This window comes from Streptomyces endocoffeicus, assembly GCF_016741935.1.
GTDB lineage: Bacteria > Actinomycetota > Actinomycetes > Streptomycetales > Streptomycetaceae > Streptomyces > Streptomyces endocoffeicus.
Genome location: NZ_JAERRG010000029.1, coordinates 100,618 through 116,287, shown reverse-complemented (window position 1 = coordinate 116,287; position 15,670 = coordinate 100,618). Strand labels below are relative to the sequence as shown.

Here is a 15,670-nt window from a genome sequence, read left to right as displayed (position 1 = left end):
GCGAAGCCCCCGTCCGGGGGCTGGGGGCGAGCCCCGGTACGGGGGCTGGGGGCGGAGCCCCGGTACGGGGGCTGGGGGCGGAGCCCCGGTACGGGGGCTGGGGTGGAGCCCCAGTTTCGGGAAGGGGCGGGGAGGGGAACAGCCCGCCGCAGGCGGCGAGTCCCGCCGGACACCCGTAGGTGACCAACCCGGCCCACCACTCGTTCACGAACCGTGGACCAGCACCAGGCGACAGTCGCCACCGACGACGAAACCACCGGCCTGATCGACGTCGAGCAGGCCGAGGCCGCCATCGTCGAGCACTACCCGCGGCTGGTGCGGCTCGCGTATCTCATCCTGCCGCCGGGCATCGGGCGCACCCGCCGGGTGCTCGCGGCACACGCCCTCGCCCAGCGCGCCCTGCCCCGCAACCGGGGCTACGGCACCGGCCCGGACCCGCACCCCGATGTCGAACTGCCCTGGCAGCGCGGGACGAAGGGCCCGGGAGCCGACACGGGCTACGCCTATGTGCGGCTGCGGGTGCTGCGCCTGGCGCTGCGCGCCGCCCGGCAGCGGCCCTGGTGGCAGCGGCCCCCGGCGCTGCCGCAGGTGTTCGGGCTGCGGCTGTTCCCCCGCTCCGGCGGCGCCGATGAACTCGCCCTGGAGAAGGCGCTGTCGGAGCTGTCCGGCCCCGGCCGCGCCGCCTACGTCCTGCTGGAGCTGGAGCAGCTCGACGAGCACGAGACGCGCGCCCTGCTGCGCACCGCCGGGGTGGCCGACGCGCGGGACGCGGTGGACGAGGCGGAGTCGGTGCCGGATCCGGCGGGCAGCCGGGACGAATCGCTGCTGGAGTCCGCCGAGTTCGACCCGTGTTCGCTCCAGGCGCGGCCCACCGACCTGATGCGCCGCCGTCAGCATCTGCGGGCGGCGCTGGTGGCCGTGGTGGCGCTGGTGGTGTGCGGGACGCTGCTGGGGATGCCGGGGCGGGGCTGGGGGCCGAGCGGCGCCGCCGCGCCCTCGTACGCCCGCAATCCCGCCTCCGAACGGGCCCTGGACCCCGACCGGTTGACCCGCGCCGCGCCCGACGCCTGGCGCACCGTCTCCCGCGCCGACTTCTCCTCCTGGCCCGCGCGCGGCGACCGGGTCCGGGACACCGCGCTGCTGCGCCGCGCGCTGGCCGTCTGGGCGCGGCCGGGCGGTTCGGTGCGGGTGTCGACCACCATGGGCACGCAGTCCGGGCCGCCGTCGGGGCCGCCACAGCTGCTGTTCGCGGGCGAGGTGGACCAGGCCACGGTGGTGCTGCTGTACGACGGGCTGCGGGTGGCGCGGTACGCGGAGGCGGTCGAGGGCCGCGCGGTCGCGCTGGACTTCGCCCGGCTGGACGCCGCCGACGCGGGCACCTCGACCGCGCTGGTCCTCAGCCGCACCGACGGCAACGTCCGCTATCTGACGGCCCCTTGGGTGCGCCACGCCTGGGTGCGGGACCTGCTGCACCCGGCCGGGGCGCCGCGCCCGCTGCGCCGCACCGTGGACGGAGTGACCGACCCGGTACGCACCGTTCCGCGGCTGCGCCCCTGCCGTGGCTGGCCCGCGCTCCAGTTCGGCTCGCGGCTCGTGGCCGACCTCGGCGAACTGGCCCCCGCCCGGCTCACCTACGGCGCCCCGGGCGCCGGGGCCCGCGATGTGGCGGGACGGGCGGCCCGGACGAGCTGGGCCAGGACCGGGTGCCGGCTGGCGATGATGCGGGCGCGCGGGGTGCGCTCGGTCAACGCCTGGCGGTTCGCCGCCCAGGCCCTGCCGGAGGCGGGCGGCCACGCGGCCTGGCTGTGCACCCGCGCCGACACCTGGCGGGGCACGGGCAGCAAGGTCCTGGCCCAGTTCCAGCCGTGGGACACCCGCCGGGGCCGGGCGGGGGCGGTCGCGGCCGGCGCCGACAACTCCCCCGCCTGCGGCCCGCGCGAGCCGCGGGTGCTGGCGGGGGTGCTGTGGAAGGCGCGGTCCGGCCACTGGTATCTGCTGGCCGCCGGAAGCCGCCAGGTGACCGGGATCGTCGCCACCGGCGGCGTCCGGGGCCGCTCCTACGGCCGCGGGCTGACCCTCCCCGCGAAGGCAGGCGCCCGCGCCGACCTCAAGGCCCGCCTGGCAAACGGCGACCGACTGGCCCCGCTGGGCTGACGCTCCGCGGGGATGCCCCGACCTGCCGTCGATCGCCCGCGACGCCATCGTGGCCGGTCACGTCCACACGGCGGAGCCGCACATCGACACAGCCCCGCGCCGGCCCGAGGGCCCGGCCGGCGAACGGCGACCGGCTGGGCCCCCTGCGCTGACGCTCCGCTGGGAGTGCCCCGACCTGCCGTCGATCGCCCGCGACGCCATCGTGGCCGGTCACGTCCACACGGCGGAGCCGCACATCGGCACAGCCCCGCGCCGGCCCGAGGGCCCGGCCGGCGAACGGCGACCGGCTGGGCCCCCTGCGCTGACGCTCCGCTGGGAGTGCCCCGACCTGCCGTCGATCGCCCGCGACGCCGTCGTGGCCGGTCGCGCCCACGCGGCGGAGCCGCACATCGACACAGCCCCGCGCCGGCCCGAGGGCCCGGCCGGCGAACGGCGACCGGCTGGGCTCCTGCGCCAGGGGGCGTCCGGTGGGTTTTTTCCCCTCCCCGCCCCTTCCCGATACCAAGGGCTCCGCCCCTGGACCCCGGGGGCGACAAGCACCCGCAGCGGCGGGGGGATCGCGGTCGGCACGGCGGCGCGGCGGATGACCGGGCGGACGCCCGCGCACATCCGGGTCGCCCGGCCCGGGGTCTGGGGCGGAGCCCCAGTTGGGGGAAGGGGCGGGTAGGGGAACAGCCCGCCGCAGGCGTCATCAGCGCCCGGCGGCCCCCGCCGCGAAGACGGCGACCGTGCGGCCGGGGGCGGTGAAGGTGCCGGTCGTGCGCTCGTAGCCGGACGTCCTCACCGTGGCGTCGGCGCCGTGCGCCTGGACCGGGTGGAGGGCGTACGGGGTCCCGGCCAGGGCGGGGACGGTCTGCGACTGCCGGGTCGGGGTGGCGTTGAAGACCACGACGAGCCGGCCGAGCCGCATGGTGATGACGCCCGGCGTCTCCCCGGTCCCGGACAGCGGGAAGGACAGCGCCCGCCGCACCCCCTCCGCCGTGCTCTGGCTGAACGCCTTCTCGGTGGTGCGGATCCGCAGCAGATCCCGGTAGGCCGCCGAGGCACCCGTGATCTCGGGGCAGCCGGGGCGTACCGCGGGGTTGGTCAACAGAGGTTTGGCGTACGGCCACTTGGACTCGTTGTCCGCCGCCGGGGGCAGCCCCCGACCGAAGCCGTTGCCGGACGCGCAATCCCAATGGATGGCGTTGAACCAGTCCCCGCTGTCGAAGGAGTTGCGGTCCAGTGACTTCGAGCGCAGCAGATCGGTGCCCGCCTGGCTGAGCGCTGGCCCCTGGGAGAGGGTGGCGGTGGCCAGGGCCACCACCTGCGCCCTGGCCCGGTCGGCGGCCGAGGTGGTGGCGGGGAGTTTGTAGGCGAGCGCGTCGTAGAGGGTCTCGTTGTCATGGGCGTCGGCGTAGGCGAGCGCGTCGCCGGGGGCGGCGGCGTAACCGGCCGGGGAGCCGTTGTAGTCGACCTCGGAGCCCTTGACCCGGCGTCCGCCGGTGTCGGTGAAGGTGTAGTCGGCGAGGTTGCCGGAGAGCCCGACCTTGATCAGGTCCTGGGCGTGCAGCAGCCGGGCCCGCTGCTCGTCCCGGCCGCCGTTGGCCGGTGAGCCGTTGGGGTCGGTGAAGAGCCCGGAGGCGAAGCCCTGGACGCGGGGGTCCTCGTCGAACGGCCCGCCGCCGCGCACCGCGTCCCGCGCCCGGTCGCTGAAGGTGGCGATGCCGGTACCGGCCATGTTGCGCTGGGTGGCCTGGACGAAGCGGGCGTCGTCGGCCGCCTCGCCGAAGTTCCAGCCCTCGCCGTAAAGGATGATCGACTTGCCGTCCACCCCGTCCTTGGCGGGGGTCAGGGCGTCGAGGGCCTTGCGTACGGCCAGGATGTTGGCCTTGGGGTGGTGGCCCATGAGGTCGAAGCGGAAGCCGTCGACCTTGTACTGCCTGGCCCAGGTGACGATCGAGTCCACCACCAGCTTGCCCATCATCGCGTGCTCGGGCGCGGTGCCGGGGCAGCAGGTGGAGGTGGCCACGCCGCCGTCGTCCAGCAGCCGCTGGTAGTAGCCGGGCACGATGCGGTCGAGCACCGACTTGCCGTCCTGCCCCGCGGCCACGGTGTGGTTGTAGACGACGTCCATGACGGTGCGCAGCCCAGCGTGGGCCAGCCCCCGCACCATCCGCCGGAACTCGCGGGTGCGGGCCGGACCGTACGGGTCGCTCGCGTAAGACCCCTCCGGCACGGTGTAGTGCAGCGGGTCGTAGCCCCAGTTGTAGCCGTCCCTGCCGGCGGTCCCGGCCACGCACTTCTGCTGCTGGTCGGAGTCGGCGGGCAGGGCGGCCAGATCGCAGCCGGGCCGGGCCTGGTCGGACCGCCGCTCCGGGACGGTGCCGAAGTCGAACGCGGGCAGGAGGTGAACGTACGAGGTGCCGGACCGGGCCAGCCGTGTGAGGTGCCGCATCCCGTCCGAGCCGCGGTCGGTGAAGGCGAGGTACTGGCCGGGGTGGGCGCTGGTGCGGTCCGCGATGGAGAAGTCGCGGATCTGCAGCTCCTGGATGTGGGCGTCGCGCAGCGGAACGGCCCTGGGCTTCTTCAGCGATGCCCAGCCGGCGGGGGCGAGCCGGGGATCGGCCAGATCGGTGACCAGGCTGCGGGCCGAGTCGGCGGTCAGGGCGGTGGAATAGGGGTCGGTGACCTGGTTGGTGACGGTCTTCCCGACGCTCGGCGCCCAGACCCGGACCCGGTAGCGGTACGGCTTGTCCCGCCAGTCGGGGCTCCCGGCCACGCTCCACACTCCGCTGCCGGGGTCCCGGCGCATGGCGACGGTGCGCCCGTCGAGGTCGAGCGACACGTTTTGGGCGGTCGGCGCCCAGACGGAGAGGGTGGGGCGGCCACCGTGGAAGACCGGGCCGAGGCGGGCCCGGCGCGCCCGGTCGGCGTAGAGGTCGTCCAGCACGCCGGGGATCTGCACCCCGGTGCGGTGCAGTACGTGGTCGCGGTCGTCGGCCGCGCGCTGGACGGCGGTGAGCGGGCCGCGCAGCGCGGTCGCGGCCTTGCCGCGGTCGCGCGGATCGAGCCGATACGCGGGGCGGTCGGCCAGATGCGGATAGGCGGCCTTCTGCGCGTCGGTCAGGGCGGCCGGGGCCAGCCGCAGCGTGCCGCCGTCCGCGAAGCGCAACTCCTCGGCGGTCGCGGCGGTGTGCTCGACCCTCCAGACGACGGTGGCGCGGTCGATCCACTGCGCCTCGGCGGTGGCAGCGGTCGCTGCCGTGGCCCGGGCGGTCTGCGAAACGGCGGGCACGGCCGCCGCGCCCAGCGCCAGGGTGACGAGCGCGGCGGCGCTGCGGAAGAGGGGGGCTCTCGGGGGTTTCACGGGGCTGGTGGCTCCTTGAGGTGTGGTGTGGATGCGGGCTCTGCGCCCACGCCCCCGGGCGGGGCAGCCCCGGCCGGCCCGGGGAGCGGGGTTCCACTTCGGGGCGGCGCCCGAGGCAGGGAGGGCGCCCGGTGCGATGCCCTGGCGGGGGCGGAGCCCAAGGCGGAACCCGGGGCCCGGGGCAGGGCCGGAACCCCCGGCCCAAGCCGGAACCCCGGGCCCGGGGCAGGGCGGGAACCCCGGGCCCAGCCGGAACCCCGGGCCCGGGGCAGGGGCGGAGCCGCTTGCCTCCGGGCCCGCCGGTGAAGGCGGCGGCCTACCCGCAGCTACGGGCACCGGCGTGCAGGGCCACCGCCGTATTCGCGCCCAGCGTTGCGGTGAACTGGCCCGAGGAGTCGACCGTGACGGACTTGCCGCTCTGGACGTCGCAGTAGCCGCCCGCCGGGAGCGAGGTCTGGAAGGTCCGGGTGAGGGAGCCGCTCTCGTGGTTGATGGCCACGTACGCCTTGTCGCCGCGGCCGAACGCGATGGCGTTGTTGCCGTTGTCCCACCAGTTGGTCACCGAGGCGCCCCGGGCCGTGTTGCGGAAGGCGACCATGCTCATGATCTCGGGCCATTTGTGCTGGCACTTCCAGCCGTCCTGGTAACAGGCGCCCACCGCACCGCCGTTCGGCGGGCCCGCGTCGTTGTCGCTGAACTCGTAGCCGGAGTGGACGTCCGGGGAACCGTAGGGCCAGGCCAGCATGAAGACGTTGGCCAGGGTGTAGTCGGCGCCGTTCTTGTAGGTGAGGGTCGAGCCGTTGCGCTCGGTGTCCCAGTTGTCGACGAAGACACCGGACTGGCCGCTCGCCATATAGCTCCAGCCCTCGCCGAAGTTCTTCAGATACGCGAGCTTCTCGCTCTGGAACACCCGCTTGAGGTCACGGCCGTAGCGGAACTCCTGCACATCGCCGTTGCGCAGATACTCCGTCGGGGAGACCGCCTCGCCCTCGCCGTAGATGACCTCCTGCTTCCAGTAGACGCCGGGGTCGCTCAACTTGCCCTTGATGGCGGCCAGATCGTCGGTCGGGATGTGCTTGGCGCCGTCGACGCGGAAGCCGTCGACGCCGAGCGAGAGCAGGTCGTTGAGGTACTGCGCGAGCCGGGTGCGGACGTACTCCTCACCGGTGTCCAGGTCGGCGAGGCCCACCAGCTCGCAGTGCTGTACGTTCCAGCGGTCCTGGTAGTTGCTGATCTGCGCGGTGCAGTCGTCCATGTCCTGGGGCTGATAGATCCCGGGGTAGTCGTACTTGGTGTACGAGGAGCCGCCGGTGCCGGTCCCGGATCCGGCGGACATGTGGTTGATGACGGCGTCGGCCACGACCTTCACGCCCGCGGCGTGGCAGGTGTCGACCATGTTCTTGAAGGCGGTGCGGTCGCCGAGCCGTCCGGCGATCTTGTAGCTGACGGGCTGATAGGAGGTCCACCACTGGCCGCCCTGGATGTGCTCGGTGGCCGGGGACACCTCGACGAAGCCGTACCCGGCCGGGCCGAGGGTGCTGGTGCACTCCTTGGCGACGGAGTCGTACTTCCACTCGAAGAGTTCGGCGGTGACGTCCTTGGTGCCGGGCGGTGTCGCCCGCGCGGTCTGGGGCAGTGCGACGAGCGTCACCGCGCTCGCCGCGAGGGCGAGCGCGGTGGCGAGGGGGATGCGGCTGCTGGCCATCGTTCCTCCGTGGGGGGAGTTCGGGGGTGCCGATTCAGCCTCGTACGGCAACGCGCCGTGCCCGTAAGGCCAGTTGAAGGTTCTTGCTGCAAGACGTCAGTGGTGGGGTGGTGACGGGACCGTACTCGCGAGTTTTTGTTGTTGCAAGACCTTTCGCAAGCAATTGCGGCGGTGTTACGTTCAACCACGTTCTCCGGTCCGGCCGGCCGGGGGTCCGGTCAACGGGCCCCACGCGCCCGGCCGGTCGGATCGGGTTTGCCACGGGGTGTTCGGCGTGCGGGCCACGCGGCGGAGCCGCATATCGATACTTCCCCCTCCCCGCCCCTTCCCGCAGCACCGATATGCGGCTCCGCCGCGTGGCAGGGGCTCCGCCCCTGGACCCCAGGGCCGACAGCCGGCCGTCGCCGAGATCAGCCCACCGGCCAAGGCGCGGACCACGCCACCTGCGACACGGTCATCGAGCGGCCGGCCGGTGAGCAGGGGGCCACGGGCGTCCGCGTGACGGGCGCTGTTCGCGGCAAGCGGCGAGGGCGTGAGCACCTGCGGCTGGCGGGCCGATCACGGTCGGCGTGGCGAATGACCAGGCGGACGCCCGCGCGCGTCCGGGCCGACCGGCCGGGGTCCGGGGCGGAGCCCCGGGTTCGCTCCCCTGGGCCCCAGCGGGGTCGACGGGCCGGCCGTCGCCGCGGTCGGTTCACCGGACGGGGGCTGGGGCGGAGCCCCAGTTGAGGGAAGGGGCGGGTAGGGGAACAGCCCGCCGCAGGCGTCACGAGCCGCCGGACACCCCCTAGCGCAGCCTGGCCGTCGAGCCACGAACCACGAGGTCCGGCTGGAAGACGAACTCCGTGTGCTGGACCGGGTTTCCGGCCATCTCCTCCAGCAGTGCCCCCACCGCCGCCGTCGCCATCGACTGCACCGGCTGGCGGACCGTGGTCAGCGGCGGATCGGTGAAGGCGATCAGCGGGGAGTCGTCGAAGCCGACCACCGACACATCGTGCGGCACCCGCAGCCCGCGCCGGGCCGCCTCCCGGATCACCCCGAGCGCCATCAGATCGCTGCCGCACACGATGCCCGTACAGCCCTGGTCCAGCAGCGTGGCCGCGGCCACCTGCCCGCCCTCGACGCTGAAGAGCGTATGCCGCACCAACTCCCGTGCCTCGTCCGCCGATCGGCCCAGCAGCTCCGCGCTCGCCGTGAGAAACCCCTCGAACTTGCGCAGCGCGGGGACGTAGCGGGCGGGCCCCACCGCGAGGCCGATCCGGTGGTGGCCGAGCGCGGCCAGGTGGCGGACGGCCATCCGCGCGGCCGCCCGGTCGTCGGGCGAGACGAACGTGGCCTGGATGTGCTCGTGGTAGCCGTTGATCAGCACGAACGGCACCTTGCGCCCGGCCAGCCGGGCATAGCGGGCGGGGTCGGCCGTGGTGTCGGCGTGCAGTCCGGACATGAAGACGATGCCCGCCACATCGCGCTCCTGCAATTGCTCCACCAGTTCGTCCTCGGTGGCGCCGCCGGGCATCTGGGTGCACAGGATGGGGGTGTAGCCATGACCGGCCAGCACCTGCTCGATGATCTGGGCGAAGGCGGGGAAGACCGGGTTGGTCAGCTCCGGGATGACCAGGCCGACCAGTCCGGCGCTGCGCCGCCGCAGCCGCACCGGCCGTTCGTAGCCGAGGACGTCGAGGGCGGCGAGCACCCGTTGCCGGGTGGTGGCCGCCACGCCCGCCTTGCCGTTGAGCACCCGGCTGACGGTGGCCTCGCTGACCTTGGCCTGGGCGGCGATATCGGCGAGCCGCGGCGGCGCCCCCGAGGGACCCGCCGCGGATGGACCCGCCGCGGATGAGCCCGCCCTCGGCGGACCCACCCCCTGCGGACCCGCCGCCGATGGACCCGCCCCCAATGAGCCCACCCCCGGCGGACCCACCGCCGACCGGCCCCCCTCCCGCACGCTCGCCGCCGCCGGCGGCGCCGGCGGCCCCGCCGCCAACGGACTCGTCACGACTTGGTCGCCCCGGCCGTGAGCCCCGCCACCAGATGGCGCTGGGCCCAGGAGAACACCAGCGCCGCCGGGATGGCGATCATGACGGCGGCGGCCGTCATGGAGCCCCAGTCGGAGGTGTACTGGTTGACGAAGGTCTGGAGCCCCGCCGCGAGCGTGAGGTTCTCCTCCCCCGTCATGAAGGCGGAGGCGTAGGCCACCTCGGCCCAGGCGGTGATGAAGGTGTAGAACGCGGTCACCGCGAGCCCCGGCTTGGCCAGCGGGACGACCAGTCGCCAGAAGGTCCCGAAGGGGTTGAGCCCGTCGACCCGGCCCGATTCGTCGATCTCCACCGGGATGGTGTCGAAGAAGCCCTTCATCATCCAGGCGCAGAACGGCACGGCCACGGTGAGGTAGGTGACGATGAGCGAGATCGGCTGGTTGAGCCAGCCCAGCGTCGACATGATGTTGTACAGCGGCACGATGAGGATGGCCACCGGGAACATCTGGGTGATCAGCAGCAGCCACATCAGCGGGCGCATCCCGGGGAACCGGAAGCGGCTGACGGCGTAGCCGGTGGTGGCCGCGACGAAGACGCCCAGGAGCGTGGTGATGACCACGATGAAGAGCGAGTTGCCGAACCAGGTGAGGAACTCGGTGTCGCCCAGGACGTGTTGGTAGTTCCGCAGCGTCGGGTCCTTCACCACATCGGTGCTGAACGCCTCGCTCTTGGGCTTGAACGAGGTCACCACCAGCCACAGCGGCGGGAAGACCGCGACCGCGGAGGCGATGACGAGCGTGGTGTGCAGCCCGACGGAGGCGAGCGGGCCGCGTCGTTGGTCGCGCATGGCTACCACACCTCTCCCTGCTTGCGGAGCGAACGGCGGTAGATCACCGCGAAGAGCATGAGGATGAGCAGGATCAGCACACCCCAGGCCGAGGCACCGGCGAAGTCGCGCGGGCTGTTGACGAAGGAGAGCCGGTAGGCGTACGTCACCAGGATCTCGGTGGAGTCGCCGGGGCCGCCGCGGGTCAGCAGGAAGATCACCGGGAACATGTTGAACGTCCAGATGGTCGACAGCAGGATCACGGTGGAGCTGACCGAGCGCAGTCCGGGCAGGGTGATGTGGCGGAACCGCTGCCAGGGGCTCGCCCCGTCCATCTCGGCGGCCTCGTAGAGCTCACCGGGGATGGACTGCAGCCCGCCGAGCAGCGCGACCAGCATGAACGGCACCCCGAGCCAGATGTTCACGGCGATCACCGAGACCTTGGCCATGGTGGGGTCGTTCAGCCAGGGCACCGCGTCGATCCCGCCGCCGTGCAGCACCTTGTTGAGGATGCCGTTCTTCTCGTTGTAGAGCAGCCGCCAGGCGAAGACGGAGACGAAGGCGGGGACGGCCCAGGGCAGGATCAGCAGCGACCGGTAGAGGGTTCGCCCGGCGAACCGCCGGTTGAGCAGCACGGCGAGGCCCAGGCCGATCGCGAAGGTGAGCGCCACACAGCTGACGGTCCAGGTGACGGTCCAGCTCAGCCGGTCCCAGAAGACCGGGTCCTTGAGGATCGCCCGGAAGTTGTCGAGGCCGACCGTCCGGTAGGTGGCGGGGATGTGGTTGATCCCGATGGTGCGCTCGACATTGGCCTCGTTGGCGTCGGTCAGTGACAGATAGACGCCGCGGACCAGCGGATAGCCGATGATCAGCCCGATGACGAGCACGACGGGCGCGACCATGGCCCAGGCGTACCAGTGGCGGGCGAGCGCGGCGCGGATCCGGCGCGGCGGTGGGGTGCCCGCCTTGTGAGCCCGGCCGCCCCGGCCGCGGGCGCCCTTCGCGCCCGCGGCCGGGTCCAGCGGCGGGCTGGTGTCGACAGCCATCGTCGCCGGCCCTACTTCCAGTCGCCCTTGAGGAGCTTGCGGTACGCGTCACCGACCGCGTCGGCGGCCTTCTCGGGTGAGGTCTTGCCGGTGAGGACGCCCGGGAACTGCACCAGGATCGCCTGGAAGAGGCTGTTGCCCTCGGGGATCCAGGGGCGCTCGACGGCCTTGTCGACGGCGGCCTTGAAGAACTTCACATTGGGGTTCGCGGCGACCGTCTTGTTGGAGTAGACGGAGGTGCGGGTGGGCAGCAGGGAGAGCTTCTCGGTGGTCTTGGCCTGCACCTCGGCCGAGCTCATGTACTGCGCGAAGGCGTAGGAGGCGTCCAGGTTCTTCGATCCGGCGTAGACGGTGAGGTTCTGGCCGCCCTGCGGGGCGCCCTGGGCCTTGCTGCCGGCCGGGACCGGGACCACCCCGAGGTTGGACTTGTCCTTGAACGCCTTGCCCGCCAGGGTGTCCTCGATCGCCCACGGCCCGTTGATCGTCATCGCGACGTCGCCGTTCTTGATGGCGTTCTGCATGTTGTCCCAGCCGTCGGTGGCGTCGGTCTCCGCCGCCTTGGAGGTGACCAGGTCGCGGGCGGCCGCGAACGCCTTGATGCCGGGCTCGTCGTCGATGGTGACCTTCTTGGCGCCGGTGTCGAGGAGGTCGCCGCCCTCGCCGTAGATGAAGGGCAGGTACCAGTAGGCGTCGTCGCCGCGCAGATAGAGGCCGGTCTTGCCGGTCTTCTCCTTGATCTTCTTGGCGGCGGCCTTGAGCTCGGTCCAGTCCTTGGGCGGCTGGACCCCGGCGTCCTTCAGCATCTTCTTGTTGTAGAAGAGGCCGAGGGTGTCGATGACCTGCGGTACGGCGTAGGTCTTGCCCTTGAACTTGGCGCCCGCCAGCGCCTTGGGCAGATAGTCGGACTGGTCGGCGAGGGCGGGGGTGCCGTCCAGCGGGGCGAGATAGCCGATGTTGGCCAGGTCCTGGGTCCAGGCCACCTCGGTGCGCAGTACATCGGGCGCGCCGGAGCCGCCGGAGCCGGCGGCGTTCTTGAACTTGGCCAGTGCGTCGCCGAAGGGCACATTGACGTAGTTGACCTTGACGTCGGGGTGCTTCTTCTCGAAGCCCAGGGCGAGCTCCTTGTACGTGCCCTTCTCCGCGTCGTTGGACGTGTCCCAGTACGTCACGGTGCCGGAGAGCTTGCCGCCGGACTTCTTGTCGCCGCTGCCGCCGTCGTCACCGCCGCATGCCGTCGCCGCGAGCGCCATGGCCGCGACGAGTGCGGTGGCCGCTATGCCACGTCGCATCTGAACTCCTCCAAAGCCGGCCGCTCCCTCGCGGCCCCAAGTTGCGGAGGAACGTAACAGGGCCGCAAGCCCGCCGAAAGACCTTGCGGCAAATTTCTGCAAGGCGCCCGGCATCGTTACGTCCACGTATCCCCCCGGTAGCCGCTCCGCGCCCGTTCCGGCGCTTGACATACGTTCACAGCACGACCGGAGCACCCCCGAAGGGCACCAGCGCGCCCTGCAAGCTCTTCCGCAAGGCATTGCAGAGCTGTTACGTTCGCGCCATGACCCAGGAGCTCACGACCTCCCTTGCCACCGAGCCGGCGCGACCGTCCGAAGGCCACGGATGGTGGCGCGACGCCGTCATCTACCAGGTGTACGTACGCTCCTTCGCCGACAGCGACGGCGACGGGATCGGCGATCTGCGCGGGGCGCGGGAGCGGCTGCCGCACCTCGCCGGGCTGGGTGTGGACGCCGTCTGGCTGACCCCCTTCTACGCCTCCCCGCAGGCCGACGGCGGCTACGACGTGGCGGACTACCGCGCCGTGGACCCGCTCTTCGGCACCCTCGGCGACGCCGACGACCTGGTGCGCACCGCCCATGAGCTGGGGCTGAAGGTGATCGTGGACGTCGTCCCGAACCACAGCTCGGACCGGCACCCGTGGTTCCGCGAGGCGCTCGCCGACCGGCCCGGCGGCGCGGCCCGCGCCCGCTACCACTTCCGCCCCGGTCGCGGCGCCCACGGCGAACTGCCGCCGAACGACTGGGAGTCGGTCTTCGGCGGCCCCGCCTGGACCCGTACCACCGATCCGGACGGCGCCCCCGGCGAGTGGTACCTGCACCTGTTCGCCCCCCAGCAGCCCGACCTCAACTGGGACTCCCCCGAGGTCCGCGCGGAGTTCGACTCGGTGCTGCGCTTCTGGCTGGATCTGGGCGTGGACGGCTTCCGTATCGATGTCGCGCACGGCATGATCAAGGCCGCCGGACTGCCCGACATCGGCCACACCGAACAGGCCAAGCTGATCGGCTCCCAGGTGCTGCCGTTCTTCGACCAGGACGGGGTGCACGAGATCCACCGCTCCTGGCGGCGGCTGCTGGACTCCTACCCCGGTGACCGGATCGGCGTCGCCGAGGCATGGGCGCCCACCGCCGAGCGGCTGGCCCTCTACGTACGCCCGGACGAGCTGCACCAGGCGTTCAACTTCCAGTTCCTGAAGTGCCCGTGGGACGCGGCCGCGATGCGCGAGGTGATCGACGAGTCGCTGGCCGCGACCGGCTCCGTCGGCGCCCCCACCACCTGGGTGCTCTCCAACCACGACGTGGTCCGGCACACCACCCGCTACGCCGACGGGGCCGGTGGCGGCCCGGCGCGGGGGCTCGCCCGCACCCGTGCCGCGGAGGAGCGGGGGCTCGCCCGCGCCCGTGCCGCGGCCCTGCTCATCCTGGCGCTGCCCGGCTCGGCCTATCTCTACCAGGGCGAGGAGCTGGGCCTTCCCGAGGTGACCGAGCTGCCGGACGAGCTGCGCCAGGACCCGGCCTTCTTCCGCACCTCCGCCGACGGGCAGGAGGGCCAGAACGGTCAGGACGGCTTCCGCGACGGCTGCCGGGTGCCCCTGCCCTGGACCCGCTCCGGTGGCTCCTACGGCTTCGGCCCCGGCGGCAGCTGGCTGCCCCAGCCGGAGGACTGGGCCCAGCTGTCCGTCGAGGCGCAGACCGGCGACCCCGGCTCCACGCTGGAGCTGTACCGGGACGCGCTCGCGCTGCGCCGTGAGCTGCCGGGGCTCGGGGACGGCCCGATGAGCTGGCTGGACGCCCCGGCCGGGGTGCTCGCGCTGTCCCGGCCCGGCCTGGTGTGCACGCTCAACACGCTCGGGGAGGAGGTCGAACTGCCGGTTCCGGGGCGTGCGCTGCTGTCGTCGGCGCCGCTGGCGTACCAGGCCGGAACCGTGTGCATTCCGCCTGATTCATGCGCGTGGTGGGCAATCTGACATGCGACCGGTACAGTCCCACTCCATGACCGCACGGCTTGCTGACATCGCAGCCCAGGCGGGGGTCAGCGAAGCCACCGTCAGCCGCGTCCTCAATGGCAGGCCGGGGGTGGCGGCGGCCACCCGCGAGTCCGTCCTCGCCGCTCTGGACGTCCTCGGCTATGAGCGGCCGGTGCGGCTGCGGCAGCGCAGCGCCGGACTGGTGGGACTGATCACGCCCGAGCTGGAGAACCCGATCTTCCCCGCGCTCGCCCAGGTCATCGGGCAGGCGCTCACCCGGCAGGGCTACACCCCGGTGCTGGCCACCCAGACCCCCGGCGGCTCGACGGAGGACGAGCTGACCGAGATGCTGGTGGACCGGGGGGTGGCCGGGATCATCTTCGTCTCCGGGCTGCACGCGGACACCTCGGCCGATATGCAGCGCTATGACCAGCTGCGCGGCCAGGGTGTGCCGTTCGTGCTGGTGGACGGCTTCTCGCCGAAGGTGCGGGCGCCGTTCATCTCCCCGGACGACCGGGCGGCGATGGGGCTGGCGGTCACCCATCTGGTCTCGCTCGGGCACACCCGGATCGGTCTCGCGCTCGGGCCGAAGCGATTCGTACCCGTACTGCGCAAGATCGAAGGCTTTCAGCAGGCGATGCGGGACCGGCTGGGGCTCTCCCCGGCCGAGTCCGAGGAGCTGATCCAGCATTCGCTGTACACCCTGGAGGGCGGCCAGGCGGCGGCGACCGCGCTGATCGAGCGGGGCTGTACGGCGGTGGTGTGCGCGAGCGACATGATGGCGCTGGGTGCCATCCGGGCGGCCCGGCAGCAAGGTCTGGCGGTCCCTCAGAACGTCTCGGTGGTCGGCTTCGACGACTCCCCGCTGATCGCCTTCACCGATCCGCCGCTGACCACGATCCGTAAACCGGTGCAGTCGATGGGGCAGGCGGCGGTGCGGGCGCTGCTGGAGGAGATCGGCGGCACCCCGGCCCCGCCCAGCGAGTTCGTCTTCCTGCCCGAACTGGTGGTGCGCGGCTCCACGGCGTCGGCCCACGGCGTGGAGGCGCGGGGCCGGGCGGCCGGGGGCGCGGCCTAGGAGTGTCCGAGGGCGGCTGAGGCTCCGTCCGGGGACCGTGGCGCCTGCGGCGGGCTGTTCCCCTACCCGCCCCTTCCCACAACTGGGGCTCCGCCCCAGACCCCGCTCCTCAATCTCCCCCAGCTACCGCTGGGAGGTGCCCCCTGGAGGGGCTGGAAGGCGGGGCTTCGCCCCAGACCCCCCGGGTCCAGGGGACAAGGGGTCCCGGCCCCCGGGGTCCAGGGGCGGAGCCCCAAGTCGGGGTCTGGGGCGGAGCACCAGTTTCGGGAAGGGGCGGGGA

Annotated in this window: 9 protein-coding genes; 3 read left to right on the top strand and 6 right to left on the bottom strand. The window is 72.8% G+C overall.

All coding sequences use genetic code 11. The annotated features are described in order from the left end of the window. The first annotated feature begins 213 nt into the window (after positions 1-213). The gene (locus tag JK364_RS43955; protein ID WP_201857053.1) at positions 214-2,154 is read left to right on the top strand and encodes a hypothetical protein; all 1,941 of its coding nucleotides are present in this window, start codon (positions 214-216) and stop codon (positions 2,152-2,154) included. A gap of 691 nt (positions 2,155-2,845) precedes the next feature. Here the strand turns inward: JK364_RS43955 and pulA are convergent. From pulA to JK364_RS43925, 6 genes are all read right to left on the bottom strand, one after another. Beyond that, positions 2,846-5,503: a pullulanase-type alpha-1,6-glucosidase gene (gene pulA / locus JK364_RS43950; RefSeq protein WP_201857052.1), complete on the bottom strand. Its 2,658-nt coding sequence runs from the start codon at positions 5,501-5,503 to the stop codon at positions 2,846-2,848. A gap of 316 nt (positions 5,504-5,819) precedes the next feature. After that, a complete protein-coding gene (locus JK364_RS43945; protein WP_201857051.1) occupies positions 5,820-7,208 on the bottom strand; it encodes an alpha-amylase in 1,389 nt (462 codons plus the stop codon). Between the two features lie 787 nt (positions 7,209-7,995). Next, positions 7,996-8,988: a LacI family DNA-binding transcriptional regulator gene (locus JK364_RS43940; protein ID WP_201857063.1), complete on the bottom strand. Its 993-nt coding sequence runs from the start codon at positions 8,986-8,988 to the stop codon at positions 7,996-7,998. 212 nt (positions 8,989-9,200) lie between these two features. Then, on the bottom strand, positions 9,201-10,031 hold the full coding sequence (locus JK364_RS43935) for a sugar ABC transporter permease (protein WP_037959686.1): 831 nt from the start codon (positions 10,029-10,031) through the stop codon (positions 9,201-9,203). A 2-nt stretch (positions 10,032-10,033) separates the two neighbouring features. Further along, complete coding sequence (locus tag JK364_RS43930; protein ID WP_201857050.1) at positions 10,034-11,056, bottom strand: carbohydrate ABC transporter permease; 1,023 nt, start codon at positions 11,054-11,056, stop codon at positions 10,034-10,036. 11 nt (positions 11,057-11,067) lie between these two features. Continuing rightward, positions 11,068-12,345, bottom strand: coding sequence for an extracellular solute-binding protein (locus tag JK364_RS43925; protein WP_201857049.1), 1,278 nt, complete (start codon positions 12,343-12,345; stop codon positions 11,068-11,070). Positions 12,346-12,608: 263 nt separating this feature from the next. Here JK364_RS43925 and JK364_RS43920 point away from each other — a divergent pair, with 263 nt between their 5' ends. Then, positions 12,609-14,312 carry a glycoside hydrolase family 13 protein gene (locus tag JK364_RS43920; protein ID WP_201857048.1) on the top strand — a complete coding sequence of 568 codons (1,704 nt, stop codon included), beginning with the start codon at positions 12,609-12,611 and terminating at the stop codon, positions 14,310-14,312. Between the two features lie 25 nt (positions 14,313-14,337). Next, a complete protein-coding gene (locus tag JK364_RS43915) occupies positions 14,338-15,390 on the top strand; it encodes a LacI family DNA-binding transcriptional regulator (RefSeq protein WP_201857047.1) in 1,053 nt (350 codons plus the stop codon). Positions 15,391-15,670 lie beyond the last annotated feature (280 nt).

What these genes read in the sequence shown, in the direction of transcription:
- JK364_RS43945 (WP_201857051.1), bottom strand. Translation starts at nt 7,208, where the DNA reads ATGGCCAGCAGCCGCATCCCCCTCGCCACCGCGCTCGCCCTCGCGGCG.
- JK364_RS43935 (WP_037959686.1), bottom strand. Translation starts at nt 10,031, where the DNA reads ATGCGCGACCAACGACGCGGCCCGCTCGCCTCCGTCGGGCTGCACACC.
- JK364_RS43930 (WP_201857050.1), bottom strand. Translation starts at nt 11,056, where the DNA reads ATGGCTGTCGACACCAGCCCGCCGCTGGACCCGGCCGCGGGCGCGAAG.
- JK364_RS43925 (WP_201857049.1), bottom strand. Translation starts at nt 12,345, where the DNA reads ATGCGACGTGGCATAGCGGCCACCGCACTCGTCGCGGCCATGGCGCTC.
- JK364_RS43920 (WP_201857048.1), top strand. Translation starts at nt 12,609, where the DNA reads ATGACCCAGGAGCTCACGACCTCCCTTGCCACCGAGCCGGCGCGACCG.
- JK364_RS43915 (WP_201857047.1), top strand. Translation starts at nt 14,338, where the DNA reads ATGACCGCACGGCTTGCTGACATCGCAGCCCAGGCGGGGGTCAGCGAA.